The organism is Dellaglioa carnosa, assembly GCF_026948345.1.
In the GTDB taxonomy this organism is placed as follows: Bacteria; Bacillota; Bacilli; order Lactobacillales; family Lactobacillaceae; genus Dellaglioa; species Dellaglioa algida.
Genome location: NZ_JANXLI010000001.1, coordinates 503,041 through 527,118, shown reverse-complemented (window position 1 = coordinate 527,118; position 24,078 = coordinate 503,041). Strand labels below are relative to the sequence as shown.

General features: G+C 35.3%; 26 protein-coding genes. 19 read left to right on the top strand and 7 right to left on the bottom strand.

Annotation, left to right across the window (positions count from 1 at the left end; translation table 11 throughout):
- Window positions 1–23 precede the first annotated feature (23 nt).
- Window positions 24–209, bottom strand: a complete 186-nt coding sequence (gene rpmB / locus N0K80_RS02545; protein WP_057973454.1) for a 50S ribosomal protein L28 — start codon at window positions 207–209, stop codon at window positions 24–26.
- A gap of 239 nt (window positions 210–448) precedes the next feature.
- Here rpmB and N0K80_RS02540 point away from each other — a divergent pair, with 239 nt between their 5' ends.
- The 15 genes from N0K80_RS02540 (at window position 449) to rplS (ending at window position 15,804) form a co-directional block, all read left to right on the top strand.
- The gene (locus tag N0K80_RS02540; RefSeq protein WP_057973455.1) at window positions 449–811 is read left to right on the top strand and encodes an Asp23/Gls24 family envelope stress response protein; all 363 of its coding nucleotides are present in this window, start codon (window positions 449–451) and stop codon (window positions 809–811) included.
- Between the two features lie 39 nt (window positions 812–850).
- A complete protein-coding gene (locus N0K80_RS02535; protein WP_269023678.1) occupies window positions 851–2,533 on the top strand; it encodes a DAK2 domain-containing protein in 1,683 nt (560 codons plus the stop codon).
- Between the two features lie 77 nt (window positions 2,534–2,610).
- Window positions 2,611–4,644 carry an ATP-dependent DNA helicase RecG gene (gene recG, locus N0K80_RS02530; RefSeq protein WP_269023677.1) on the top strand — a complete coding sequence of 678 codons (2,034 nt, stop codon included), beginning with the start codon at window positions 2,611–2,613 and terminating at the stop codon, window positions 4,642–4,644.
- A gap of 24 nt (window positions 4,645–4,668) precedes the next feature.
- Window positions 4,669–5,679: a phosphate acyltransferase PlsX gene (gene plsX, locus N0K80_RS02525; protein WP_269023676.1), complete on the top strand. Its 1,011-nt coding sequence runs from the start codon at window positions 4,669–4,671 to the stop codon at window positions 5,677–5,679.
- A gap of 60 nt (window positions 5,680–5,739) precedes the next feature.
- Window positions 5,740–5,982, top strand: a complete 243-nt coding sequence (gene acpP / locus N0K80_RS02520) for an acyl carrier protein (RefSeq protein WP_057973459.1) — start codon at window positions 5,740–5,742, stop codon at window positions 5,980–5,982.
- A gap of 145 nt (window positions 5,983–6,127) precedes the next feature.
- On the top strand, window positions 6,128–6,820 hold the full coding sequence (gene rnc / locus N0K80_RS02515; RefSeq protein ID WP_269023675.1) for a ribonuclease III: 693 nt from the start codon (window positions 6,128–6,130) through the stop codon (window positions 6,818–6,820).
- Between the two features lie 24 nt (window positions 6,821–6,844).
- Window positions 6,845–10,375, top strand: a complete 3,531-nt coding sequence (gene smc / locus N0K80_RS02510; protein ID WP_269023674.1) for a chromosome segregation protein SMC — start codon at window positions 6,845–6,847, stop codon at window positions 10,373–10,375.
- Window positions 10,376–10,406: 31 nt separating this feature from the next.
- Window positions 10,407–11,432, top strand: coding sequence for a signal recognition particle-docking protein FtsY (gene ftsY, locus N0K80_RS02505; RefSeq protein ID WP_112249740.1), 1,026 nt, complete (start codon window positions 10,407–10,409; stop codon window positions 11,430–11,432).
- Window positions 11,433–11,540: 108 nt separating this feature from the next.
- Window positions 11,541–11,882, top strand: coding sequence for a putative DNA-binding protein (locus tag N0K80_RS02500; protein WP_146302794.1), 342 nt, complete (start codon window positions 11,541–11,543; stop codon window positions 11,880–11,882).
- A gap of 15 nt (window positions 11,883–11,897) precedes the next feature.
- On the top strand, window positions 11,898–13,334 hold the full coding sequence (gene ffh / locus N0K80_RS02495; RefSeq protein ID WP_057973463.1) for a signal recognition particle protein: 1,437 nt from the start codon (window positions 11,898–11,900) through the stop codon (window positions 13,332–13,334).
- Window positions 13,335–13,474: 140 nt separating this feature from the next.
- Window positions 13,475–13,750 (top strand): 30S ribosomal protein S16, encoded by a 276-nt coding sequence (rpsP, locus tag N0K80_RS02490; protein ID WP_057973464.1) that lies wholly within the window; start codon window positions 13,475–13,477, stop codon window positions 13,748–13,750.
- A 10-nt stretch (window positions 13,751–13,760) separates the two neighbouring features.
- Window positions 13,761–14,006, top strand: coding sequence for a KH domain-containing protein (locus N0K80_RS02485; RefSeq protein ID WP_057973465.1), 246 nt, complete (start codon window positions 13,761–13,763; stop codon window positions 14,004–14,006).
- A 71-nt stretch (window positions 14,007–14,077) separates the two neighbouring features.
- Entirely contained in the window at window positions 14,078–14,593 is a 516-nt protein-coding gene (gene rimM / locus N0K80_RS02480) for a ribosome maturation factor RimM (RefSeq protein WP_057973466.1), read from the top strand.
- A 2-nt stretch (window positions 14,594–14,595) separates the two neighbouring features.
- The gene (trmD, locus tag N0K80_RS02475) at window positions 14,596–15,327 is read left to right on the top strand and encodes a tRNA (guanosine(37)-N1)-methyltransferase TrmD (protein WP_112249742.1); all 732 of its coding nucleotides are present in this window, start codon (window positions 14,596–14,598) and stop codon (window positions 15,325–15,327) included.
- Window positions 15,328–15,456: 129 nt separating this feature from the next.
- Window positions 15,457–15,804, top strand: coding sequence for a 50S ribosomal protein L19 (rplS, locus tag N0K80_RS02470; RefSeq protein ID WP_057973468.1), 348 nt, complete (start codon window positions 15,457–15,459; stop codon window positions 15,802–15,804).
- A gap of 81 nt (window positions 15,805–15,885) precedes the next feature.
- Here the strand turns inward: rplS and N0K80_RS02465 are convergent, their stop codons facing one another.
- Window positions 15,886–16,353, bottom strand: a complete 468-nt coding sequence (locus tag N0K80_RS02465) for an Rrf2 family transcriptional regulator (protein ID WP_269023673.1) — start codon at window positions 16,351–16,353, stop codon at window positions 15,886–15,888.
- A gap of 117 nt (window positions 16,354–16,470) precedes the next feature.
- Between N0K80_RS02465 and N0K80_RS02460 the strand changes: the two genes are divergently transcribed.
- A complete protein-coding gene (locus N0K80_RS02460) occupies window positions 16,471–17,316 on the top strand; it encodes an SDR family oxidoreductase (protein ID WP_269023672.1) in 846 nt (281 codons plus the stop codon).
- A gap of 158 nt (window positions 17,317–17,474) precedes the next feature.
- Here N0K80_RS02460 and N0K80_RS02455 read toward each other — a convergent pair whose 3' ends face one another.
- Window positions 17,475–18,173 (bottom strand): VIT1/CCC1 transporter family protein, encoded by a 699-nt coding sequence (locus N0K80_RS02455; protein ID WP_269023671.1) that lies wholly within the window; start codon window positions 18,171–18,173, stop codon window positions 17,475–17,477.
- Window positions 18,174–18,190: 17 nt separating this feature from the next.
- Window positions 18,191–18,871: a VIT1/CCC1 transporter family protein gene (locus tag N0K80_RS02450; RefSeq protein WP_146342039.1), complete on the bottom strand. Its 681-nt coding sequence runs from the start codon at window positions 18,869–18,871 to the stop codon at window positions 18,191–18,193.
- Window positions 18,872–19,002: 131 nt separating this feature from the next.
- Here N0K80_RS02450 and N0K80_RS02445 point away from each other — a divergent pair, with 131 nt between their 5' ends.
- Together N0K80_RS02445 and N0K80_RS02440 are read left to right on the top strand one after the other, a co-directional pair.
- The gene (locus N0K80_RS02445; protein WP_269007866.1) at window positions 19,003–19,461 is read left to right on the top strand and encodes a Fur family transcriptional regulator; all 459 of its coding nucleotides are present in this window, start codon (window positions 19,003–19,005) and stop codon (window positions 19,459–19,461) included.
- Window positions 19,462–19,645: 184 nt separating this feature from the next.
- Window positions 19,646–20,200, top strand: a complete 555-nt coding sequence (locus N0K80_RS02440) for a DUF4352 domain-containing protein (protein WP_269023670.1) — start codon at window positions 19,646–19,648, stop codon at window positions 20,198–20,200.
- A 41-nt stretch (window positions 20,201–20,241) separates the two neighbouring features.
- On the opposite strand, the gene N0K80_RS02435 is transcribed toward N0K80_RS02440, so the two are convergent.
- Complete coding sequence (locus N0K80_RS02435; protein ID WP_269023669.1) at window positions 20,242–21,189, bottom strand: protein kinase domain-containing protein; 948 nt, start codon at window positions 21,187–21,189, stop codon at window positions 20,242–20,244.
- Between the two features lie 140 nt (window positions 21,190–21,329).
- On the opposite strand from N0K80_RS02435, the gene N0K80_RS02430 reads away from it, so the two are divergent.
- Complete coding sequence (locus N0K80_RS02430) at window positions 21,330–21,752, top strand: hypothetical protein (RefSeq protein ID WP_269023668.1); 423 nt, start codon at window positions 21,330–21,332, stop codon at window positions 21,750–21,752.
- Between the two features lie 53 nt (window positions 21,753–21,805).
- Here N0K80_RS02430 and N0K80_RS02425 read toward each other — a convergent pair whose 3' ends face one another.
- Both N0K80_RS02425 and N0K80_RS02420 read right to left on the bottom strand, forming a co-directional pair.
- A complete protein-coding gene (locus N0K80_RS02425; protein WP_269023667.1) occupies window positions 21,806–23,023 on the bottom strand; it encodes a multidrug effflux MFS transporter in 1,218 nt (405 codons plus the stop codon).
- Between the two features lie 49 nt (window positions 23,024–23,072).
- Entirely contained in the window at window positions 23,073–24,065 is a 993-nt protein-coding gene (locus tag N0K80_RS02420) for an MBL fold metallo-hydrolase (RefSeq protein WP_269023666.1), read from the bottom strand.
- Between the last annotated feature and the right edge of the window lie 13 nt (window positions 24,066–24,078).

Below are 24,078 nucleotides of genomic sequence, written 5' to 3'. Positions count from 1 at the left end.
ATGCTGAGTCTTTTTAAATTGAATTAAACACGAGTAACTTTACCTGACTTCAAAGCGCGAGCAGATACATAAACTCTTTTAGGTTTACCATCAACTAAGATGCGAACTTTTTGTAAATTAGGTTTCCAGCTACGGTTTGTTTGGTTCAATGCATGAGAACGTTTCTTACCGAAAGTAGTCTTACGTCCTGTAATAAAATCTTTTGCCATATTCATATCCTCCTCTGCAATTCACTTAAAAAGCAAAGCTATGCTTACTTACCTAAACAAAAATATCATATTTAACCATATAATGCAATACTTTTCTTTCAAGTAAATTTGCTTGACAGCTTGAAATTCCCACGTGTTGGGGAATTGGATTTACTTGGCTGCTATTTTTCTTTTATTCTACCATATCCTATGATAAAATACTCTTATTGATTGTGTGAAAATATAAGGAGGCTATTCTTATGGCTGTTAAGATCAAAACGCAATTTGGTACGATTGATATTGATAATGAAGTTATTGCGACAGTTGTCGGCGGTGCCGCAACTGAAATTTTTGGTATTGTCGGAATGGCAAGTAAAAACCAAATCCGTGACAATGTAAATGAAATTTTAAGAAGAGATAATTATTCTAGAGGTGTTGTTGTTCGCCAAGAAGATAATGGTGTTGCTATTGATGTTTACATTATTGTTGGCTATGGCACAAAAATATCTGAAGTTTGTCGTAATGTCCAAGAAAAAGTGAAATACAATTTAGAAACGATGCTAGGTGTATCTGCTAATTCAGTAAACGTGTTAGTACAGGGCGTTCGCGTACTAGGCGATTAGTAACCAGCTATTTTAGTAGTGACCGAGGAGGAAGACGAAGTGACTGTAACAGAAATTACGGACCAAGAATTCAGACAAATGGTCCAAATTAGTTCACAACGATTGGCTAAAAATGCCGAATTTATTAATTCATTAAACGTATTTCCAGTGCCAGATGGTGATACAGGTACTAATATGAACCTTTCATTTGCAAGTGGTGCAAAATATGTTCAAGATTCACCTTCTGAACATGTTGGGGAATTATCTTCAATTTTAGCTAAAGGTTTGTTAATGGGCGCTCGAGGTAATTCGGGTGTTATTTTATCACAAATTTTTAGAGGTTTTTACAAACGAATTGAATCTAAAGAAGTCCTAACTGCTACTGATTTAGCAGACGCTCTAACAGGCGGGGTAGAAGTTGCCTATAAAGCTGTTATGAAACCAACTGAGGGAACTATTCTGACGGTTGCCAGAGAAGCTGCTAAGGCGGCAAATAAAGCCGCTTCTGAAAGTGACGATGTTATTGTCGTTATGGAAGCAACCTATGAGGCAGCTAAGAAGGCCTTAGCAACGACACCTGATTTATTACCTGTTTTAAAAGAAGTCGGTGTTGTTGATTCAGGTGGTCAAGGATTAACATTCGTTTATGAAGGCTTTTATGATGCATTAACTGGTAAGGAAACGGTTAGTGAAGAATATAAACCAAACGAAAAAGAGATGGACGAAATGGTTAATGCTAGTCACCATCAAAGTGTCCAAAGTCAATTAAGTACTGAAGACATTCAGTTTGGTTACTGTACGGAAATTATGCTTAAATTAGGTGCTGGTCGTCTAGTTGATCAAAAATTTGATTATGATGAATTTAGAAATCATTTGAGTGAAATTGGTGACTCATTGCTCGTTGTTGCCGATGACGAAGTTGTTAAAGTGCATGTTCATACGGAAAACCCCGGTGAGGTAATGACTTACGGTCAACATTATGGCTCATTAATTAAAGTTAAAGTTGATAATATGCGCCAACAACACGAAACAATCTTAGAAAATGACGAAGAAGAAGCCGAAGCAGCTGATACAAGTGTGGAACCTAGCGAAATCGCAGTTATTTCAATTTCATCTGGTGCCGGTGTCGCAACGTTATTTAAGAGTTTAGGTGTTTCTTACATCTTAAGTGGTGGACAAACAATGAATCCAAGTACGGAAGATATTGTTAAAGCCATCGAAGCAACTAAAGCTAAAAATGTTATTATTCTTCCTAATAATAAAAATATTTTCCTAGCTGCTGAACAAGCTGTTGAAGTATCAGCAGTTCCCGCAGTTGTTGTACCAAGTCGTACAATCGCTCAAGGAATGACGGCAATGCTTGGATTTAATATTGATAGTACATTAGAAGAAAATAAAGAGGTTATGATTGAAAACTTGGATACAGTAACTTCTGGACAAGTAACAATTGCTGTGCGTGATACAACGATTGAAGGCGTTGAAATTAAAAAAGACAACTATATGGGGATCATTGATGGTAGCATCAAAGTAACCGATAATGATCGTAAAAAAGTTGCCATCGAAATGACTAAGGAAATGTTGGATGAAGACAGTGAAATCATCACAATTATTGTGGGTGAAGATGGTTCTGAAGCTGAGGCTAAAGAAATCGAAGCGGCTATTTACGAAATTGATGAAGATTTAGAAGTTGAAATTCATGAAGGAAACCAACCGGTTTATCCTTATTTAATTTCGGTTGAATAAAATAACATAAAATAAAGGCGGGATGAGGCTATGTTCTCTCCTTTTTTTTTATATTCTGAGGAAAGTGAGGTATCAAAATGGCATCATTAGATGATTCAGTCGGCGTTTTAACGGGTGTTGGACCTAAAAAATTAACGGCACTTAACCAGTTAGGTATTAATACTATTGAAGATTTATTAACGTTTTACCCCTATCGATATGATGATTTAAAAGCGAAAAAGTTATCCGAGATTACGGATCAAGAAAAAGTAACATTAAAAGGCACTGTTTCTTCTGAGCCCGTTTTAGTTAGATTTGGTCAGAAAAGAAATTTGTTAAATGTTCGACTACTAGTTGATGACGGTAATATAACTGTTAGTTTCTTTAATCAACCTTTCCTGCAGAAGCAATTTGAGATTGGTAAGGAAGTTGCCGTGTACGGTAAGTGGGACGATAAGCGAAAAAGTTTGTCTGGAATGAAATTATTAACTAAACAAACCGATGATGGATTAGCTGCAATTTACCGGTCATCTAAGGATATTCACCAAACGGCAATTCGACAATTAATTACCCAGGCGTTTGAACAATATGCCGATGAGGTCGGCTCGTTGTTACCGACAGAATTAATTCAGAAGTATCGTTTAGTAAATCGTAAAATGATGCTTCATGATATTCATTTTCCGCAGGATGAAAAAAATTTTCATGAAGCAAAACGAACGGCTATCTTTGAAGAGTTCTTTTTATTCCAGTTAAAATTACAATATGTAAAAAAGACTGATACTAAAAATTATGGAATTAAAATTAATTATCAAAATAATGAATTAAAAAAATTTATTCAAACATTACCTTTTGAGTTAACTGCCGCCCAAAAAAAGGTAGTTAATGAAATTTGTGCTGACATGAAGCAACCTATTCATATGAATCGCTTACTTCAAGGAGACGTTGGATCGGGTAAAACAATCGTGGCAGCAATAGTTATGTACGCGGCCATAACGGCTGGTTATCAGGCTGTCTTAATGGCACCAACGGAAATCTTAGCTGAACAACATGCTAACAATATGGTAACCTTATTTGCGGACTTTCCAGTGAATGTTGCGCTTTTAACGGGGTCAATGAAGGTGAAGGCTAGACGTGAGTTGCTAGCTCATCTTGAGTCAGGAGAAGTAAACTTGATTATTGGAACACATGCTATCATCCAACCGGATGTCTCATTTAAACGCGTTGGTTTGGTAATTACTGATGAACAACATCGATTCGGTGTGAATCAACGACGTATTTTAAGAGAAAAAGGTGCCGAACCAGACGTTTTAGCAATGACGGCTACGCCAATTCCGAGAACGCTTGCAATCACCGCTTACGGCGAAATGGATGTCTCCACGATTAATGAATTACCCGCGGGACGTCAGCCAATTACGACATCATGGTTAAAAAGTTCTCAGGTGGGAAAAGGCATTGATTTAATTAAAGAACAGTTAGCTCAGGAATCACAGGCCTACATTATTACGCCATTAATTGACGAATCGGAAACTTTGGATTTGAAAAATGCGTTAGCTTTATATGAGAATATGAAAGAAATATTTGAACCAAAATATAAAGTTGGCCTGTTACATGGTAAAATGAAGAATGACGAAAAAGACCAAATGATGGCTGACTTTAAGGCGAATAAGTACCAGGCTTTAGTGTCAACAACGGTTATTGAAGTTGGGGTTGATGTGCCTAATGCGACTGTCATGATGATATATAACGCAGAACGCTTTGGGTTAGCGCAGTTACATCAATTACGAGGACGAGTTGGTCGAGGAAAAAAAGCGTCGTACTGTGTTTTAATTGCGGATCCAAAGAACGAATTTGGTATTCAAAGAATGCAAATTATGACGGAGACAACGGATGGTTTTGTGATTTCTCAAAAAGATTTAGAGTTAAGGGGTGCTGGAGACGTATTAGGTCGCAAGCAGTCGGGGATTCCTGAATTTAAAATTGGTGACCCAATAGGCGACATTAATGCATTGCAAGTTGCTCAACAAGAAGCACATGAAATTGTATTTCGGGATGATTTTGAAAATAATCCCGAATTTAAACCATTAAATGATTACTTAAAAGAACACCAAAATACGGATTTAAAATTCGATTAAACAAGTTGGGAGAATAAGATAATTATGAAATTAGCAGTTGATGCAATGGGTGGCGATTTTGCACCTCAATCAGTCGTTGAGGGTGTTGAACGCGCTAGAAATGAAGATAATACGATTCAATTTACATTGTATGGGGATGAAAAAAGAATTCGTGAATTTTTGAACGACGATAAAAATATTGTAATAGTGCATACTGATGAAGAAATCGACGGGAATGATGAACCAGTTAAGGCAATTCGTTCGAAAAAAAATGCGTCAATGGTCTTAGCGGCTCAATCCGTTAAAGATGGCGAAAATGATGCCATTTTCTCATGTGGAAATACGGGAGCGTTACTTGCCGCAGGTCTTTTTGTAATCGGCCGGATTAAAGGTATTTCACGACCTGGCTTAATGGCAACATTACCTGTTATGTCTAATGATGGAACTGTTAACTTATTAGATGCAGGTGCAAATGCAGAGAGTAAGCCTGAACATTTACACCAATATGCTGTATTGGGGAATTACTACGCTAAAAATGTTCGCCATATTGAAAAGCCTAAGATCGGTCTTTTAAATAATGGTTCTGAACCTCACAAGGGTAATAAAGTGACGCAAGAAGCATACCAATTATTATTGAATGATCCTGAAATAAACTTTGTGGGTAATATCGAATCTAATGATTTACTTTCTGGTAAAGCTGATATCATCGTTTCTGACGGTTTCACCGGTAATGCCGTTTTGAAATCAGTTGAGGGAACTGCTTTAGGGATGTTTTCTTTATTAAAAAGTGCCATTATGAGTGGTGGATTACGTGCTAAAATAGGTGCGCTTTTATTAAAACCAAGTTTGAAACAATTGAAAAACAAAATGGATTCACCAAAATATGGCGGTGCCGTTTTATTAGGAGTCAAAGCGCCTGTTGTGAAGGCCCATGGTTCAAGTAAAGCTGAGTCAATTTACTACACCATTAAGCAAACTAACGATATGGTTAACGCAAACATGGTTCCTAATATTGTTGACTATTTTGAAAAAGAGACTGATAAAACGCAAAATTAACTAGACATTTCTCTGGAAAATGGTTAAAATTACGTCATGATTTAAAAGGAGGTTATTAGAATGACAGAAGAAGAAATTTTTGAAAAGATTGCTAAAATCATTGAAGAACATTTTGATTTACCAACGGAAAAGATTACACCTGATTTAGACTTTAAAAAAGATTTGGACGCAGATTCAATAGATGTTGTTGAATTTGTTTTAGAACTTGAAGATACATTTGGTGCAGAAATTTCTGATGAAGATGCAGAAAGTTTGGTAACCATCGGAGACGTTGTTACTTTCATCAAAGCTAACTTAAAATAATTATTAAAATTAATAAATTAAATAGGTTTGTAAAAGCGTCGAGGCAATTCAGTTTGCCAGCGCTTTTTTGCGTATTAAGTACCCTTTAATTCATAAAACGGGTATAATTGTAAGAGCGTTAATGATAATAAATGGAGGATAATAAATGATAAAAGGACTAAACGAAATGTTGGAAGAAGATTTTGGTATTAAATTTACGAATGTTGCTTTGTTGGACGAAGCATTTACACAGGCATCATATGTAAACGAACATCCAAAAGAAAATTTAAAATTTTATGAACGAATTGAATTTTTAGGGGATGCCGTTTTACAGTTAACGGTTTCAGAATACTTATATCAGAGATACACGATGCTACCACAAGGCAAATTAACACGTTTGAGAGCCGCAATGGTTTGTGAGGAGAGTTTCAGTGCATTTGCTAAAGAATGTCGCTTTGATGAATTTATTCGCTTAGGTAAAGGTGAAGAAAAAGCGAATGCGCGTCAAAGACCTGCATTATTGTGTGATATTTTTGAATCTTTTGTAGGAGCGCTTTATCAAGATCAGGGTAAATTAGCCGTCGAAACATTTATTAGGAAAGTTATTTTTCCTAAATTAGATTTGGGATGGTTTGATCACGTTATGGATTATAAAACGTCGCTACAAGAGTATTTACAAAAAGATGGTGATATCGTGATTACGTACGATGTCGTTGATGACCTTGGACCGGAACATGACAGACAATATGTGATGACTGTTAGTGCTGATGGCAAGATTATCGGACAGGGTGCTGGACACTCTAAGAAAGTAGCGGAACAACAAGCAGCAAGTAATGCATTGGGGTTACTAAGAAAGTAAAAATGTTCAGGGGGTCAGTAATAAATGAAATTAGAGTCTTTAGTCATTGATGGGTTTAAATCATTTGCAGACAAAACAACAATTGAATTTAAAGATGGGATGACTGGCGTCGTTGGCCCTAATGGTAGTGGTAAAAGTAATATTATTGAGGCTATTCGTTGGGTACTTGGTGAACAATCGGCAAAAAATTTACGTGGGAGTAAGATGCCGGACGTTATTTTTGCGGGTTCAACAAACCGAGTATCGATTAACCGTGCCGAGGTTAGCATTACTTTTGATAATTCTGATTTTTATATTCAAGATAATCCCGAAAAAATAACCGTTACCCGACGGTTATTTAGAGACGGAAATAGTGAGTTTATGATTAATCAAAGGCAATGTCGACTTAAGGACATTACGAACCTGTTTATGGATACCGGACTTGGAAAAGAATCCTTTTCAATTATTTCTCAAGGTCGAGTTGCCGAAATTTTTAATAGTAAACCTGAAGATAGACGCTCAATTATTGAAGAAGTTGCGGGCGTTTTAAAATATAAACAAGAAAAACATGTTGCGGTGCGACAGTTAGAAGAAACAAAGGGACATTTGGACCGAGTTTCTGATATTATATTTGAACTCAAAGGTCAATTGGATCCGTTACGTGAGCAAAGTAGTCTGGCAAAAGATTATGTGGCCCAAAAAAAGCAATTTGATGAATTAGAACTCAGCCGGTTAGTGAAATCTATTAAAAGACAATCATTACAAAAAGAGTCTGTGGTATCGTCGTTAGATAAGTTAATTAAAATGGACGGCGATTTTAAAACTAAAGTAACGATAAAAGAACAAGAAGTAACTAAACATCGAACTGAACTAGAAAAAATTGAAAATTTAATTGATCAAACTCAAAATGACTTATTAGATTTAACAATCAATAAGGAACGTTTAACGGGACAAAGTAACGTCTCTACTCAAAAAAAAGATTTTGAAAAACAAAAAATAACGGAATTAAAAAATGAGCAAGAGACATTGGCTGATCAAATTAAGTTAAAACAAGAAGCGTTAGTAAGTATGAATAAACGTTTATTGGTATTGCAACAAAATATTACGGATGAAGAAGTGGTTATCAGTTCGATTGATAACGAGTTATCTAATATTGCTGTGTCCGGTGAAGACCACTTAAAGAACTTAGAGAACAAGGCTAATGAAGCCATTCAACAACGAACACGACTACAAAGTGAAAATGAATTTTTACAAAAATTAATAAAGTCCAATATAATCACGGATGAACAGCCGTTAATTAACGAACAAGATCAGTTAAACCAATTACGAAATGATTTTTCGACTAAAAAAACTAAATTTGATTTAGTCGGTAGTAAGTTAGCCAACGAGGAACAAAGAATTGCTGAGTTGAAAACCAATTTAAAAGTTGATGTTAAATCCTATGAAAATCAGCAACGTAATTGGTTTGAGGCATCAAATATATTACAACAAGCAAAAAATAAAAAAGATAATTTACAGTCAATTCAAAATAGTTATAACGGTTACTATCAAGGTGTTAAAGAAATTTTAAAAGAAAAGGCTCAGTTCCCCGGGTTGTATGGTTCTGTTGCCGAGTTAATGACAGTGCCAAAAGAAATTAATACAGCAATTGAAACAGCGTTGGGTGCACAATTGCAACAAGTTGTTGTCCAAAATGAGACCGTCGCTAAAAGTTCAATTAAGTTTTTAACTCAAAAAAATTACGGACGAGCAACGTTCTTACCAATATCAGTTATTAAAGGTCGGATTTTGAGTAGCACACAACGTTCTGTTTTAAGTCATGCTGGTGTAATTGGTGTTGCCGCTGAGTTGGTTCAGGTTGATCCTCGATTCTCCGAGGTTAACAACTACTTATTAGGAAGTACGATTATTGTTCAAGATATGGATGCCGCAATTACGGTTAGCCGTTTATTGAGCCATCGAGTTAAGGTTGTTACACTTACCGGAGAAGTTATGAATGCTGGTGGGTCAATGACTGGTGGTAAGCAACAACGAACGGGTGGCTTATTAAATCAAAAACAAACTATTGTACAGTTGGACGATAGTATCAAAAAAATGCAACAAGAATTGGATACTCGTGAAACTCAAGGTAACCAGACAAGAATGGCTATCGAAAATCAAAAACAGGTTATTGAGTCGATTGAACTATTGATTGTCGATTTAAAAAACCAGTATCAAGAGACGCAGTCGCAGTTAACAACGGGTCGTTTAACTTTAGAGCAACAAGAATTAATGATGAATGAAAAAAGTATTACGTTGAAAGAAAATCAAACTAACCAAATTAATAATGAAAAAAAATATAAAATTAACACGGAAAAAATAACTGATTTGACGCAACAAATTGAGACAGTAAACATCGAAATTACTGAAATTAATGTACAGTTAAAAAATACCGGTCAGTTTGAAAAACAACAACGGGTAAGAAAACAAAATCATCGTGAGAGTTTATTAGTTTTTCAAGAACAATTAAAACAACAAAATGGGCACATTACTCAGTTAAATGCTGAGATTAAACATTTAACGCAAGAGCAGGTGTCAGCTATAGAACGCTACCAAGAACTAATTAAGCGAACTGAAAGTAGCCGGATGCAAGCAGGTGAAATTCAAGAAAAAATTCAAGAATTTCAAAAGAAAATGGACAATTCTGACCAAAAATTAATTAATTTTAAACAAAAACGTTCTGAAATAAATCAGGTGCTGACTGAAGAAAATGAGTATTTATCTCGTATATCTGAATTACAGCGAAATGTTATTGCTGATAAGATAAAAACTGAAAATCAGCGACAACAACTTGATGACTCACTTGATACATCTTTAAATAAGTTAAGTAGCGAGTTTCAGAAAACTTTTGAGGAAGCAACAAAATCAGAAAGTAAGCAGACTTTTGAAGCGATTTTGCTACAACAAAAATTGTTGAAAAAAGGGTTAAAAGAAATTGGTGACGTTAATGTCGCATCAATTGATGAGTTCGAAAGAGTCAATGAGCGTTATTCATTTTTATTGGCGCAACAAGCGGACTTATTAGAGGCTGATGAACAATTGAAAAAAACGATGTTTGATATGGATACGGAAGTTGAAAAACGATTTAAACATAGTTTTGATGAGATTTCAAAGGCATTTGAGGCTATTTTTCCAGTTATGTTTGGTGGCGGTAAAGCACGGCTTCAATTAACTGATCCAGATAATCTTTTGACAACCGGGATTGATATATTGGTTCAACCACCTGGTAAGAAAGTTCAAAGTTTAAGTTTACTTTCTGGTGGGGAACAAGCCCTGACGGCGATAACGTTATTATTTGCTATCTTAAGGGTTAAACCTGTTCCTTTTTGTATTTTAGATGAGGCTGAAGCAGCACTTGATGATGCTAACGTCGCCCGATTTGCGAGTTATTTGAAATCATTCCATCAAGAAACGCAATTTATTGTGATTACTCATCGAAATGGAACCATGGTTGAAGCAAATACGCTGTATGGTGTCACCATGCAGGAATCGGGTATATCTAAGATGGTTTCGGTATCATTAGATAATGTGGTTTGATATACTACCAAAAGACTAGGAGGCGCTAAAATTGGGAATATTTAGTAGAATTAAACAGGCCTTTACGGGTGAAGAACCAGAATCTTCTGAACAAGAAAAATATGATAAGGGTCTCGAGAAATCAAGAAAAACTTTTGGACAACGATTAAATTCGTTGTTTGCAAATTTTAGAACGGTCGATGAGGACTTTTTTGAAGAACTAGAAGAAACTTTAATTGAAGCTGATGTAGGGTTTGAAACGGCTATGACAATTAGTCGCGAATTACAAGAAGAGGTTAAATTACGAAATGTTAGTGATCCAGATGCCGTCTCTGCTGCAATTATTGAAAAGTTGGTTGATTTATACGAATCAGAGGGTGAAAACGAAGATAATTCGATTGCGCAAGCTGAATCGGGTCCAACTGTTATTTTATTTGTTGGCGTAAATGGTGTTGGTAAAACGACCACAATTGGTAAATTAGCACACCGTTACCACGAAGAAGGCAAGAAGGTGCTTTTGGCTGCTGGAGATACATTTAGAGCCGGAGCAATTGAACAACTCGCTGAATGGGGACGTCGTGTTGATGTAGAAGTCGTACGTGGTCCAGAAAAAAGTGATCCCGCATCAGTTATCTTTGATGCCGTTAAACGGGCTAAAGAAGAAGACTATGATGTCTTACTTGTTGATACAGCAGGTCGTTTACAAAATAAAGTTAATTTGATGAGCGAATTGGATAAAATTAAACGCATCATCTCCAGAGAAATTCCTGACGCGCCTCACGAAGTCTTACTTGTCTTAGACGCAACGACGGGTCAAAATGCATTAATTCAAGCTAAGCAATTTAAGGAAACAACTGACGTTAGCGGTATTGTTTTAACAAAACTTGATGGTACTGCCCGTGGTGGTATCGTTTTAGCAATTCGTAATGAAATGCATTTACCGGTAAAACTTGCCGGATTGGGTGAACAGATGGATGATTTACGTGATTTTAATGCGGAAGATTTCGTTTATGGCTTGTTTAAAGGACTCGTTCGAGAACAACCTACAAAAGAGGAAGCAGAAACAACAGAAGAATAAAGTTAAGAAGTCGGATTTAATCTGGCTTCTTTTTGCTATTGACGTTTAGCCTTAAAATCGGTACCCTTCTAATAGGACTAAATGAAACAAAACGAAGGAGTTTTTTTAGTGGCGATTGATAAAACAAATCGAGTAAATGCATTGTTTGAATTTTATGAATCATTATTAACTAAAAAACAAGCTGAATACATGGCTATGTATTATGGCGATGATTTCTCACTTGGAGAAATTGCGGATAACTTTGATGTCAGTCGACAAGCCGTCTATGACAATATAAAGCGAACCGAAAAAATTTTAGAGGATTATGAAGAAAAATTAAATTTATATCATAATTTTATTAAACGTAATGAAAAATTAGATCAAATTAAACAGTACACAGATAGCAACTATGAAGAAGACCAAAAATTAACCGATCTAATTAATCAATTAGAAGAATTAGACGAAGAATAAGGGTAGGTAGTTAAAATGGCATTTGAAGGACTAACAGAAAGATTACAAAATGCGATGACGAAGCTTCGTCGTAAGGGTAAAATCTCCGAGACTGATTTAAAGGAAGTTATGCGTGAAATTCGCTTAGCCTTGCTTGAAGCTGATGTTAACTTTACGGTCGTTAAAGAATTCGTTAAAGTCGTTCGAGAACGTGCAATTGGGTCAGAAGTTCTTGATAGTTTAACGTCATCACAACAAATCGTAAAAATTGTTAATGAAGAGTTAACTAAAGTTATGGGTGAAACGGCTGTTCCGTTAAATAAATCACCTAAAATTCCAACTATTATTATGATGGTTGGGTTACAAGGGGCTGGTAAAACAACGACAGCCGGTAAGTTAGCCTTAAAATTAAAAAAAGAAGAAAATGCTAGACCTTTGATGATTGCGGCCGATGTTTATCGTCCAGCTGCTATTGATCAATTACAAGTATTAGGTCGTGATTTAGAAATTCCCGTTTTTGAATTAGGTACAAAGGTTAATCCTGTAGAAATCGTTCGACAAGGGTTAGCACAGGCCGCAGAAAATAAAAATGATTACATTATTATTGATACGGCCGGTCGTCTACAAATTGATGAGAATTTAATGGATGAATTAGCTCAAATAAAAGCATTAGCCGCACCTAACGAAATTCTTTTAACAGTTGATTCAATGACTGGACAGAGTGCCGTAGACGTGGCTAAGGGCTTCAATGAGCAATTAGACGTTACCGGTATTGTCTTAACTAAATTAGATGGTGATACTCGTGGTGGTGCTGCTTTATCAATTCGCTCCGTAACAGGTAAACCAATTAAATTTATTGGTCAAGGCGAGAAAATGACTGATTTGGATGTATTCTATCCCGATCGTATGGCATCAAGAATTTTAGGCATGGGCGATATGCTCACGCTGATTGAAAAAGCGCAACAAGATTTTGATGAAAAAGAGTCAGCTAAAATGGCTGAAAAATTCCAAGAAAATACATTTGATTTTAATGATTTCTTAAGTCAAATGGATCAGTTACAAAATATGGGTCCTATGGAAGATATCATGAAGATGATCCCTGGTATGGCTAATAATCCAGCCATGAAGAATGTTAAAATGGATCCTAAGGATATTGATCATATGCGAGCAACCGTCTATTCAATGACACCACAAGAACGTGAAAATCCAGATGTCTTAAATCCAAGTCGCCGCCGTCGAATTGCCGCCGGTGCAGGACGTCCAATCGTTGAAGTTAATCGTATGATTAAACAATTCGGCGAGATGAAAAAAATGATGAAGAAAATGAATAGTGGTAATTTTGAGGGAATGGAAGGAATGCTTGGTAAGGGTGTAACAGGTCGTTTAGCTAAGATGTCCATGAATTCAATGGTTCGTAAAAACAAGAAAAACAAGAAAAAACGTATGAAAAAAAATAAAAATTCTAGAAAATAATCGATAAATAAACCAATACCCGTGTGGCTTTAAAGGCATTTTTAAAATTTATTTTAACTGTCAAGAAAAAAACCTTTACAAGCCATTAAATAACTGGTATATTAATTATTGTTGAAGTAGATATCAGGAGGTGTATATTAATGTCAGTAAAAATTCGTTTAAAACGTATGGGTTCTAAAAAGAGACCGTTCTACCGTGTCGTTGTAGCTGATTCACGTTCACCACGTGATGGCCGTTTCATCGAAAACGTTGGTACTTACAACCCATTAACAGAACCACAAACAGTAACACTTGAAGAAGAAAGTATTATTAACTGGTTGAACAATGGTGCACAACCATCAGATACTGTTCGTAACATTCTTTCAAATGCAGGCATCATGAAGAAATTCCATGAAGCTAAATTCTCTAAAAAATAAGGACGATTAAATGACTGAAGCAGAAGTGACAAATTTAATTTTAACAATTGTCAAACCGCTTGTTGAAAATCCTGATGATGTCCAAGTTGGACAGAAGCAAGATGATCATTATGTCTATTTTGAATTATCTGTGAATGCAGATGATATTGGCCGTATTATTGGGAAGCACGGACAGGTTGCGCAAGCTATTAGAACAATAATCTATGGTGTGCGTCTAGCAAGTTCGAAACGAGTGCGTCTAAACATATTAGATTAAAATAGTAACTCTTGAATGAAGCAGGAATGTTTTGTTTAGGAGTTTTTATTTTACAATGAAAAGGAGCAAATATGGATTATTATCAAGTAGGAACCATCGTCAATACTCATGGGATCAGAGGAGAAGTCAGAATTATGGCAACAACTGACTTCGTTTCTGAACGTTTTAAAAAGGGAACCGTCTTGTATCTGTTTGATAAAAACGGTAAACAAGTTATTTCATTAACGGTTATGACCTATAGACATCATAAAAATTTTGAACTCGTGACGTTTGAAGGATTACAAGATATTAACCTGGTTGAAAAATATAAAGGCCTGGATTTAAAAGTGGCTGATGAGGGTCTTCAAGAATTAGAAGAAGGTAATTATTATTACCATCAAATTATTGGGTTAGACGTTCAAAACGAAGACAAAGAAAAAATCGGAACCATTTACGAAATTTTAAGTCCGGGTGCCAACGATGTCTGGGTTGTTAAACGACAAGGTAAGGGTGATTTATTATTGCCCGTTATTAAAGATGTTATTAAAAATGTAAATATCGATAATAATCTTGTAACAGTTGAACTTTTAGATGGATTGGACGACTAAATATGAAAATTGATGTTTTGAGTTTGTTCCCAGAAATGTTTGATGGACCGATGAAACAATCAATTGTTGGTAAGGCAATTGATAATAATGTTCTTGATTTAAAATTAACTAATTTTAGAGATTTTACGACTGATAAACAGAACCATGTTGATGATTATCCATATGGCGGTGGCGCAGGGATGTTACTACAGGCGCAACCGGTTTTTGACGCTCTAGAAGCTGTTCAAAAAGAATCTAACACAAAAGGTAAAGTTATTTTGTTAGACCCAGCTGGCCGTAAATTTGATCAAAAAGTTGCCGAAGAATTTGCCAATGAAGAACATTTAACTTTCATTTGTGGTCATTACGAGGGATACGACGAACGTATTCGTGAACTTGTAACAGACGAGGTTTCACTTGGTGACTATATCTTAACGGGTGGTGAACTCGGAGCAATGGTTATGATCGATGCAACGGTTCGTTTATTGCCTGAAGTTTTGGGTAATAAAGAATCAGCCCCAGGAGATTCTTTCTCAAATGGTTTGTTGGAATATCCACAATACACACGACCAGCGGATTTTAGAGGGATGAAGGTGCCAGATGTATTAACAAATGGAAATCATAAATTAATTGAAGAGTGGCGTCAAAAAGAATCATTAAGACGAACACTTGAGAGAAGACCGGACTTGTTGGAGGATATCCAACTATCTAAGCAACAAGTTGAATGGCTAGCCGATATAAAATCAGAGAAGTAAAGGAAATTACCTTTACGCCTCTAAATTAATATGATACACTTTCAAAAGTGGTTAAAAGCCACATAAAATTACGATATTCCGCTGGCATATAAATGTGTATGAATTTCTGTCGAAAAGGAGATCCAAATTATGAGTCCAATGATCGCAAAACTTACAGAAGCACAATTACGTACAGATATTCCTGAGTTCCGCCCAGGTGATACTGTTCGAGTTCACGCCCGTGTTGTTGAAGGCACACGTGAACGTATCCAACTTTTCGAAGGTGTTGTTTTAAAACGCCGTGGTAAAGGTATTAGCTCAAGCTACACTGTTCGTAAAATCAGTAACGGTGTCGGTGTTGAACGTACTTTCCCATTGCATTCACCTCGTGTTGCTAAAATTGAAGTTATCCGTCATGGTCGCGTACGTCGTGCTAAATTGTACTACTTACGTGCTCTTAATGGTAAAGCTGCTCGTATTAAAGAAGCTCGCCGTTAGAAAGACGTTGAAAAGCCCTGTTAATCAAGGCTTTTTTATTTTAATTTGATTTCTAATTAGTTAGTGAAAATAAATATACTTTTAAATAAATGGCATCATAATCTCAGAATTTTCGGGTCTACGATCTGTCTCCAATTTTGCTATTTGATGAATAATACTAGACAACGTTATCTGACTCATTTCTTTCTCAATAGTTTCTTGAAGTAACGCATATTGGTCGGATAAAACATCTTGAATGTTACCACCGACAAAGCAGGCAGGATTTGTTTTAGGATCTACTTGAATTAAATTGGTATCATCCTCAATACTTTTGTAAATATCTAATAAACTCATTTCTTTGGGTGACTTTGCAAGTAACGCCCCAGCCTGCCCATTAGTGGTTATAATCAAATTAGATTTTTTTAAACGACTCATAATTTTTCTGACATTTGATGGATTCGTTTCAACACTATCTGCGATATTTTGACTGGATAAAAGATTTGTTCCTTGCGACATTTCAATATATGCAAGAATATGAATTGCATCGCTAAATTGGACTGAATATTTCATGATATTAATGCTCCTTCTTAAATGTAAGTCTTGACTATTTGCTCGATAGGTATTATTCTATACCTGTAATAAATAAATGTACAGGTAATTTAAAATATAATTTAAGGGGCGATTAATATGACATATTTAGTAACGGGTGCAACTGGTGGTTACGGTAGTTATGCATTGAAGGTTTTAAAGGAGTTGGTGCCAATCTCAGAGACTTACGTGTTGGCTCGTAGCGAAGAAAAAGGTCAGGCACTGAAAGATGCTGGTTATCACGTTCGCATTGGTACATATTCTGATGAGGTATCAATGAAGGAAGCCTTAATGGGTATTGATCGATTACTTTTTGTTTCAATGGGTACTGACAATCGACAAGCTAATCAAAAAAATGTTGTGAGTGCCGCAAAAGAAGCGGGTGTGTCGTATATTGCATATACAAGTTTTCCAGATGCAGATAACTCTAAGAGCGGTCTTTCAGGTGATCATCGATTTACAGAAAAGCTAATCAAAGATTCTGGAATTGCGCATACTTTTTTACGTAATAACTGGTATTTAGAAAATGAAATGCCTATTATTGGAGCTGCCATGGCTAGCGGTAAATTCGTTTATGCTGCGGGAGAAGGTAAGACGGGATGGGCATTGAAACGGGAATATGCCGAGGTTGGTGCGAAGGCGCTCGCTGGATCCGATTTCCCGGAAGTACTTGAATTATCACGTAAGCCAACAACTTACGTGGAACTCGCTGAAGCATTGGAAAAAGGGACAGGCAAGAAATTAGAAGTGATTTCTGGTAGTGATCAGGCGTTCATTGATAGTTTGATGGCTGTCGGTTTACCTGAAAATGTTGCAGAGATTTTCTTGTCTTTTCAATATGATATTAAAGACGGGCAATTAGACGTTAATTCAACAGACTTTGAGAAAGCTCTAGGTCACGATTTAACACCGTTCCCTGAAGCGTTGAAGGAATTGTTAAAATAATAATAAAATTTTAATGGTGCTTATTTTCCATTTAAAGAATAAGTAATCCATACAGAAACAAAAAAATCCAAGTAGTTACTTTAAACGGAAGTGTTTTATTCTAACCGTTATGTGAGTAGTTACTTGGATTTTCTTATGAATTAAATAGAATAATGCGTTTAAAAAAACTGTCCGATTCCATAATGAATGAGCATTGTGATAAAGCCAATAATAATATTTCGAATGATAGCAACTTTAATTTTACCGTCTCCTAATTTAGAACTAATAAATGCTGTTAGGGCCACAGCTATGGAAACGGCGATTATTGTGCCTATCATTTTCCAATTACTTGGTAAAACGATAATAGCCAATAATGGAAAGACGCCACCTAGTGCCGCAGAAATAAATGAAGAAAAAGCAGCATCCCAGGGATTCATATAGTGTCCTAATTCAAGCCCATATTTAACGCTAATAATAGTTTCTAATGGCTTTTTCTGCATTAATTCTGTTGCAATCTCAAGAGACGTTGTTTGAGAGACACCCTTTGAAGCGTAAAAGGATTGAACTTCTTCAATTTGAGTGGCGCGGTTTGTCAGCATTCTTTGTTGCTCAACAGCGACGGCTGCTTTTTCAGTATCACTTTGTGAGCTTACAGAGGCATACTCACCAGCTGCCATCGAGAATGCGCAGGCAATTAAATCAGTGAGTCCCGCAATAAAAATAATAAAGTTATTTGTTGTGGCGGCGGCAACACTGAATAAAACGCCAACGACGGTTAAAATACCATCGTTGGAACCTAGTATACCTGCGCGAAGTGAATTGAGTTTTTCATCCATTGTTTTATATTTTTTGGTATTAATTTTTGTTTCAGTTGTCATAAATAAAGTGTCCTTTCTTAGTGCGCGAATAAGGTTCCGATGAAATATGTAACTAACATAGTTAAGACGCCAGAAACAATATTACGAATAATGGCCTTTGAACGGTTCGAATTACCTAATGTAGCAGCACTAAATCCAGTAATGGCAAGTGCGATAATAACGGAAATAAATGTGGCCGTAACTTTATATTTAGCAGGGAACATGGTGATAGCTAGTAAGGGCAGCAAAGACCCAATAGGGAAAGAAATCATTGACGCAATGGCAGCTGCATAAGGATCTGTGTAAACCTCGGGGTTAAAACCATATTTTTCACGGACGATAGTCGTTAGTGGGTTGGCAGTCATCATTTCTGTTGTTGCTTTTGAGGCTAACGTTGATGAAATTCCGGTTTTTAAATATTTTTTATAAACAAATGCGTATTCATCATCGTAATTATTTTTTAAATTAAATTCTGAATCAGCTGTGGCAACTTCTTGTGAATCTTTTTGAGTACTTACGGAAACGTATTCGCCCATTGCCATGGAAACCGTACCTGCCAACATACCGGCGATACCTGAAATAAAAATTGAAAAATTATTACTGGTGGCACCGGCGACACCAATGACAATTCCAGCGACTGAGAGAATGCCATCATTGGCACCCATGACACCCGCTCTTAGAACATTTATTTTTTGCGATAAAGATATTTTTTTAGACATAAACAACTCTCCTTTGTTATAATGATTCTAAACATATAATCATTATAAACTAAATTAATCAATAATGTCCATAAATTTTATAAATTATGCGATAATGGTTGTAGCTAATCGAGAAAACGGGGGTCGTTGAATTGACTGATAAGAATTTAGAACAAGCATTAGATATTTTAAAAGATCGTGGTGTAAGGATCACACCGCAACGAAAAGTAATTCTTGAATACTTGGTAACGCAACATAATCATCCGTCTGTTGAACAAATTTTTAATGGCATTAAAGATGGTAGCGTGGGTCTTGGGATAGCGACCGTGTATAATACGTTACAAATACTAGTTGCTCAAAAATTAGTTATTGAATTATCAAATGGTGATGATGGTAAAATGCGCTATGATTACTTCGGTATTCCACATTATCACGCTATTTGTCTTAATTGTGGGAAGATAACGGATATATTTACAGAACTAACTTTTCATGAGGCAGAGCGCGAGGCAGAACAAAAAAGTGGCTATCTAATTGAAAGTACACATGTTGAAACACATGGTTACTGCCCAGAATGCCAAATAAAGCTGGGACTGACGAAGATTAATAAATAATAATGGAAAAAGTATTATCGGGTTACGTTGAATAATAACGCAAGCTAATAATACTTTTTTTATTTGTGCATTTTAAAATAAATGGAAAAGTTTAAAAACTATGCAAAATGCAGACGTTTTTTAATTGTTAATTTATTATACTTAAAAAAGTAATAAGAGTTTAATTTAGAAGGAGTGTATTAATTTGGCAAAAAAAATAACAGATGCGGATGGGAATACGTATGTTAAGAAGAAACCATTCTATAAACGAGTTTGGTTTTGGATACTAATCATTATCTTAGTTATCGCTGGAATTTCAGTATCAAGTGGTGGTTCTTCAAATGGGGGAGAAAAGGTTGGTTCAGACACGCAATCGACTAAAAAAACGACACAATTTTATAAAATTGGTGATTCCGTTAAAGTAGGGAAAGTTACCTATAAATTAACGAGTGTCCAAACGACTACAGAACGTAATGAATACGCTGATACAAAACCAAAGAACGTTTTTATCGTTAAATATACGGTTGATAATCAATCGGAGGATGACGTTCCAGTTGGAACAGATTTAGAGGCTTATGGGCCCGATAACAAAAAACTGGATTCATACGCATTAAATACAACATTTGATGCGGTTGCTGCAGGTAAGCAAATGGATGTAACGGTTGCATATGGGACGGATGAACTTGGACAGATTGAACTCCAATTTTCACCTTTAGTTTCGTTTGATAAGGCTGCTAAATTCAAAGTTAACTTAAAATAATAAAATACATCTAAGAAAAATAAATCTTTCTTAGATGTATTTTATTGTATTTTAATTTTTAATAATGTTGCAATTGTTGTCAGCAGGAAGCCATTAATAGTAAACCAGATGATGATAAACAGGATTATTCCGGTTATTTTTAATGAAAAAGTACCATTTGTGAAATAATTGATTGGTTTAATTCGATTAAAATAAGCTAAATATCTGAAAAAAAGATACGGAAGGAGCATTAGGGTGGAAACAATTACCCAATTGAATCCTGTTTCAGTCAGATTGTTGAGATTAAATTCAGAAAGAAGTGATATGATAAAAAGAATATAGACCGCCCAATCTAAAATGTTGAACATTGGTTTCGATTTTTTTTTGGAAGTTAACGCTTGTTGCATGTCACTAATTGTCTGAAAACGTTGTGCCGGATCAATTTGGGTTGCTTTTCCAATGACAAATCTTAGATTTTTAACTGTTGAACTGGTTAAATCTAAATTTGATTGTAGCAACACTAAATTTAAAACGACTCCCAGGGAATAAATATCACTTCTAACGTCTGTTTCCGCAAAACCAAAGTGTTCTGGTGAAGCAAAGCCAATTGTTCCTAAATGGACGGTATCACTCTGTAAATCGCCCTTATAGATTCTAGCTGCATGAATATCAATTAATTGGTAGTTACCGTCTGTAGTTTGAATAATGTTACTCAATGTAATATCGCGATGTAAAATACCTACCTCGTGTAGGTCCGAAAGGCTATCTAATAATTGGGTGGCAAGCTTAATTATTTGTTGTAAGGTTAAGGGTGTGATATTTACGACATCGGTTAGTGTTGAGCCTGATATGTATTCCTCAATCGTCATTTTAAGTGTTGGCTCCGTAATTATTTCAACAATTTTTGGCATATGACGTGGTATTTTATTGTTGTAAGCAGCAACTAATTGTAAGTCATTGTCAGAAATTAATTTTGCGACAAAAATTTGTGATCTTTTTTTAACAAGCAATGGACTTGGTGAGTCGCTTTTAAGTCTATTAATAACTTGATAGTCGTGGGAAAGTAACAGAGTTTCTATTGTGTCATCTGAAGGAAATATCAAAATATTTCAACCTTTCAAAAAATATAGTTGTAGGGAGTACTAATATAATGGATAAAAATACTAGTGAGTTTATTAATCAAATAAAAAATGCAAACTCAAGTGATCATTTAAATAATTATCAATTTATCCCAAGCGATGCAGCGGGACATTTAAAAAATCTATTAAAATTAAAAAAAACAAAAAAGATTGATGTTATTAGACGTGCTGATTTAAATGCAAGTTCCGCGTATCAATGGTTTGATGGACGACGTAATCCAAATAGAAATGCACTAATTTCGTTAGGATTTGGATTTGAATTATCTCTAGAAGAAATGAATATCTTATTGAAACAAAGTAACTATTCACAATTATACGCAAAAAATAAGCGAGATGCATATATTATTTATTCGCTATTACATTCAGAAAATAAATCTGAATTAGAAACGCACTTGACGACGAACAATCTGGAACCATTGTATGAAGAAAAATAAAAAGCAATGATAACCAACTCAATTGAGCTGGTTATCATTGCTTTTTTTAAAACTTAGATTTCTATCTTTTTTCTAGAGATATTTAAATAAATAATTAATGCACAAAATTCGCAAATTAAAATTAAGATGGTCATTGGAATGTACGAATAATCACCCATAATGCCAACAAACGGTGACAGGATACTTCCGACCAGGTTCATACCTACGCCTAAAACTGCGGACGCACTTCCAGCATGTTGGCCTTGTTTTTGCATTGCTAATGAAAATGCCGTGGTATTGACAAGTCCTACCATTGAGACAATGAGGAATAAACTAATCAATACTAAAGGTAGTGAATTACTGATGAACAGTGATATTGTTAATAACAAGCTTCCAAGTAATGCGAGATAAACACCCAATTTAAGTCCAGTATTTTCGGAAAAACTATCTGAAATTCGGGAACTTAACTGGGACATTAAAACAATACCGAATCCATTGATTGCATATACCAAACTAAACATATTTGATGATAAGCCGAATAGATTTTGTAGAACAAATGAAGATCCTGAAATATAACAGAACATTGCACCAGAAATGAATCCTTGAATCAAAGCGTAACCTAAGAAAAATTTATCAGAGATCAAATTTTTAAGAATGTTACCTGTCGAATCAAGAGCGGCTTCTGATTTAGATTTAGAGAGTGTAACTTCATTTGTTTCAGGTAAGGTTATTAATACGACAAAGAATAGCAGCAGGCCAATGATGGTTAGAATAACAAAGATACCACGCCAAGATGTAAATTTTAAAATGAAGCTACCAATTATTGGCGATATGATTGGGAAAATACCATTCACTGCCATTAAAAGAGAGAAGAACTTTGTTAACTTTTTACCGGTATATAGGTCACGGGCAATTGCTCGTGAAATGACAAGGCCAGCAGATCCAGCTAATCCTTGCAGCAAGCGTATACCAATTAAAATAGTGATATTTTGGCTCGTTGCCGCAATAACGGATGTAACAGCGAATAAGATTAACCCCCATAATAAAGGTTTTCTACGGCCTATTTTATCGCTATATGGACCTACAATCAGTTGACCAAGCGCTAACCCTAACAAACAGGTGGTAATTGTTAGCTGAGTAAGAGAGGCATTTGTATGTAGATGTTGTTGGATAACTGGTAATGCAGGTAAATACATGTCCATTGAAAGTGGCCCAAATGCGCTTAATGTTCCTAGTAATACCGTTAAAAATAACTCATGTTTTTTTGGATTTTTAAAATAAGTTAAAACCAACTGATTCACGTCCTTTTAAATGATTAAGTAAGCATACCATAAATAAATGTTAGTAAGATACGGTATTATCGGTAAAATTTTGGTCCATTACGATTAGTTGTTTAGGACTGACTGATAATCTATTTAAAAGTTCATGGACATCTAATTGACATAGATGTGAACTAATTGAAAATATATTTTTATTTTTGTTGTTCTCAAAATGGTCTGCGAGAACATATCTATTTTCGGGCGCTATAGTAAATAAATCTGAGTTAGCTTTAACGTCTATTAAAATATATTTGGCGGGATTATTTTTAATTACTGGAACACTGGAACTATCTACAAGTAGTGTTTCTGATTCGGGATAAAAGTAAGCTAATAAGTGATTTAACTTGGAATTAAGAACAACTATTTTATCTAATTTTTTAGCCATGACAGTTAAACTATAAACTAAATGAAGATTGTCATTGAATAAAGTAATAGCCGTCAACTCGTTTATTTTAAGCCGTTTAGTGAGGTGGTCTAAAATTGTAATTTCAGTATAATCATTAATATTTGGTTCATAATTAGCATCTAGAATTAGCGCGTCCAAGGGTGATTGATTTATATGACGGATCCATTTTTTTGTTCTCTTCTTATGAGGCCCATTTAACCTTGTATCTCCGGTAAAGAAAGCTCGTTTGTGATCATCATCTTCTATTAAAAATGCCAGAGATCCAGTATGTATAGAATCTGATAAAAAAGCTGTGATCGTAAAATCACTTATAGTTACGGGTACATTAACTGGGATAATTTTATAATTTAATTGCGTTTTTTCAAGTTCACCTAATAAAATGAGTTGTTGTCTCAATTCGAATGCTTCTTTTGACAAGTAGATAGGTAGCTCAGCCATAAGTTTTGATGAGAGAATTTTTTCTTGTGCGTCTATTGAGAAATGCGTTAAAAAAAGAGCAGTTACTTTTTCCGTGGGGACCACATTCATGTTAAATTGGATTGTTGAATGTGAATGCTCAAACTTTAATTGGGTACCGTAACTATTCTTAGTTAAATTAATTGTGGTCATAATGTGCCTCACT

Bases quoted from the DNA above. Each gene is read 5' to 3' on its own strand.
- plsX (WP_269023676.1), top strand. From the start codon at position 4,669: ATGAAATTAGCAGTTGATGCAATGGGTGGCGATTTTGCACCTCAATCA.
- N0K80_RS02460 (WP_269023672.1), top strand. From the start codon at position 16,471: ATGACATATTTAGTAACGGGTGCAACTGGTGGTTACGGTAGTTATGCA.
- rplS (WP_057973468.1), top strand. From the start codon at position 15,457: ATGAGTCCAATGATCGCAAAACTTACAGAAGCACAATTACGTACAGAT.
- rpmB (WP_057973454.1), bottom strand. From the start codon at position 209: ATGGCAAAAGATTTTATTACAGGACGTAAGACTACTTTCGGTAAGAAA.
- trmD (WP_112249742.1), top strand. From the start codon at position 14,596: ATGAAAATTGATGTTTTGAGTTTGTTCCCAGAAATGTTTGATGGACCG.
- N0K80_RS02540 (WP_057973455.1), top strand. From the start codon at position 449: ATGGCTGTTAAGATCAAAACGCAATTTGGTACGATTGATATTGATAAT.
- acpP (WP_057973459.1), top strand. From the start codon at position 5,740: ATGACAGAAGAAGAAATTTTTGAAAAGATTGCTAAAATCATTGAAGAA.
- N0K80_RS02465 (WP_269023673.1), bottom strand. From the start codon at position 16,353: ATGAAATATTCAGTCCAATTTAGCGATGCAATTCATATTCTTGCATAT.
- N0K80_RS02430 (WP_269023668.1), top strand. From the start codon at position 21,330: ATGGATAAAAATACTAGTGAGTTTATTAATCAAATAAAAAATGCAAAC.
- N0K80_RS02455 (WP_269023671.1), bottom strand. From the start codon at position 18,173: ATGACAACTGAAACAAAAATTAATACCAAAAAATATAAAACAATGGAT.
- N0K80_RS02420 (WP_269023666.1), bottom strand. From the start codon at position 24,065: ATGACCACAATTAATTTAACTAAGAATAGTTACGGTACCCAATTAAAG.
- N0K80_RS02450 (WP_146342039.1), bottom strand. From the start codon at position 18,871: ATGTCTAAAAAAATATCTTTATCGCAAAAAATAAATGTTCTAAGAGCG.
- ffh (WP_057973463.1), top strand. From the start codon at position 11,898: ATGGCATTTGAAGGACTAACAGAAAGATTACAAAATGCGATGACGAAG.
- rpsP (WP_057973464.1), top strand. From the start codon at position 13,475: ATGTCAGTAAAAATTCGTTTAAAACGTATGGGTTCTAAAAAGAGACCG.
- rimM (WP_057973466.1), top strand. From the start codon at position 14,078: ATGGATTATTATCAAGTAGGAACCATCGTCAATACTCATGGGATCAGA.
- recG (WP_269023677.1), top strand. From the start codon at position 2,611: ATGGCATCATTAGATGATTCAGTCGGCGTTTTAACGGGTGTTGGACCT.
- rnc (WP_269023675.1), top strand. From the start codon at position 6,128: ATGATAAAAGGACTAAACGAAATGTTGGAAGAAGATTTTGGTATTAAA.
- smc (WP_269023674.1), top strand. From the start codon at position 6,845: ATGAAATTAGAGTCTTTAGTCATTGATGGGTTTAAATCATTTGCAGAC.
- N0K80_RS02485 (WP_057973465.1), top strand. From the start codon at position 13,761: ATGACTGAAGCAGAAGTGACAAATTTAATTTTAACAATTGTCAAACCG.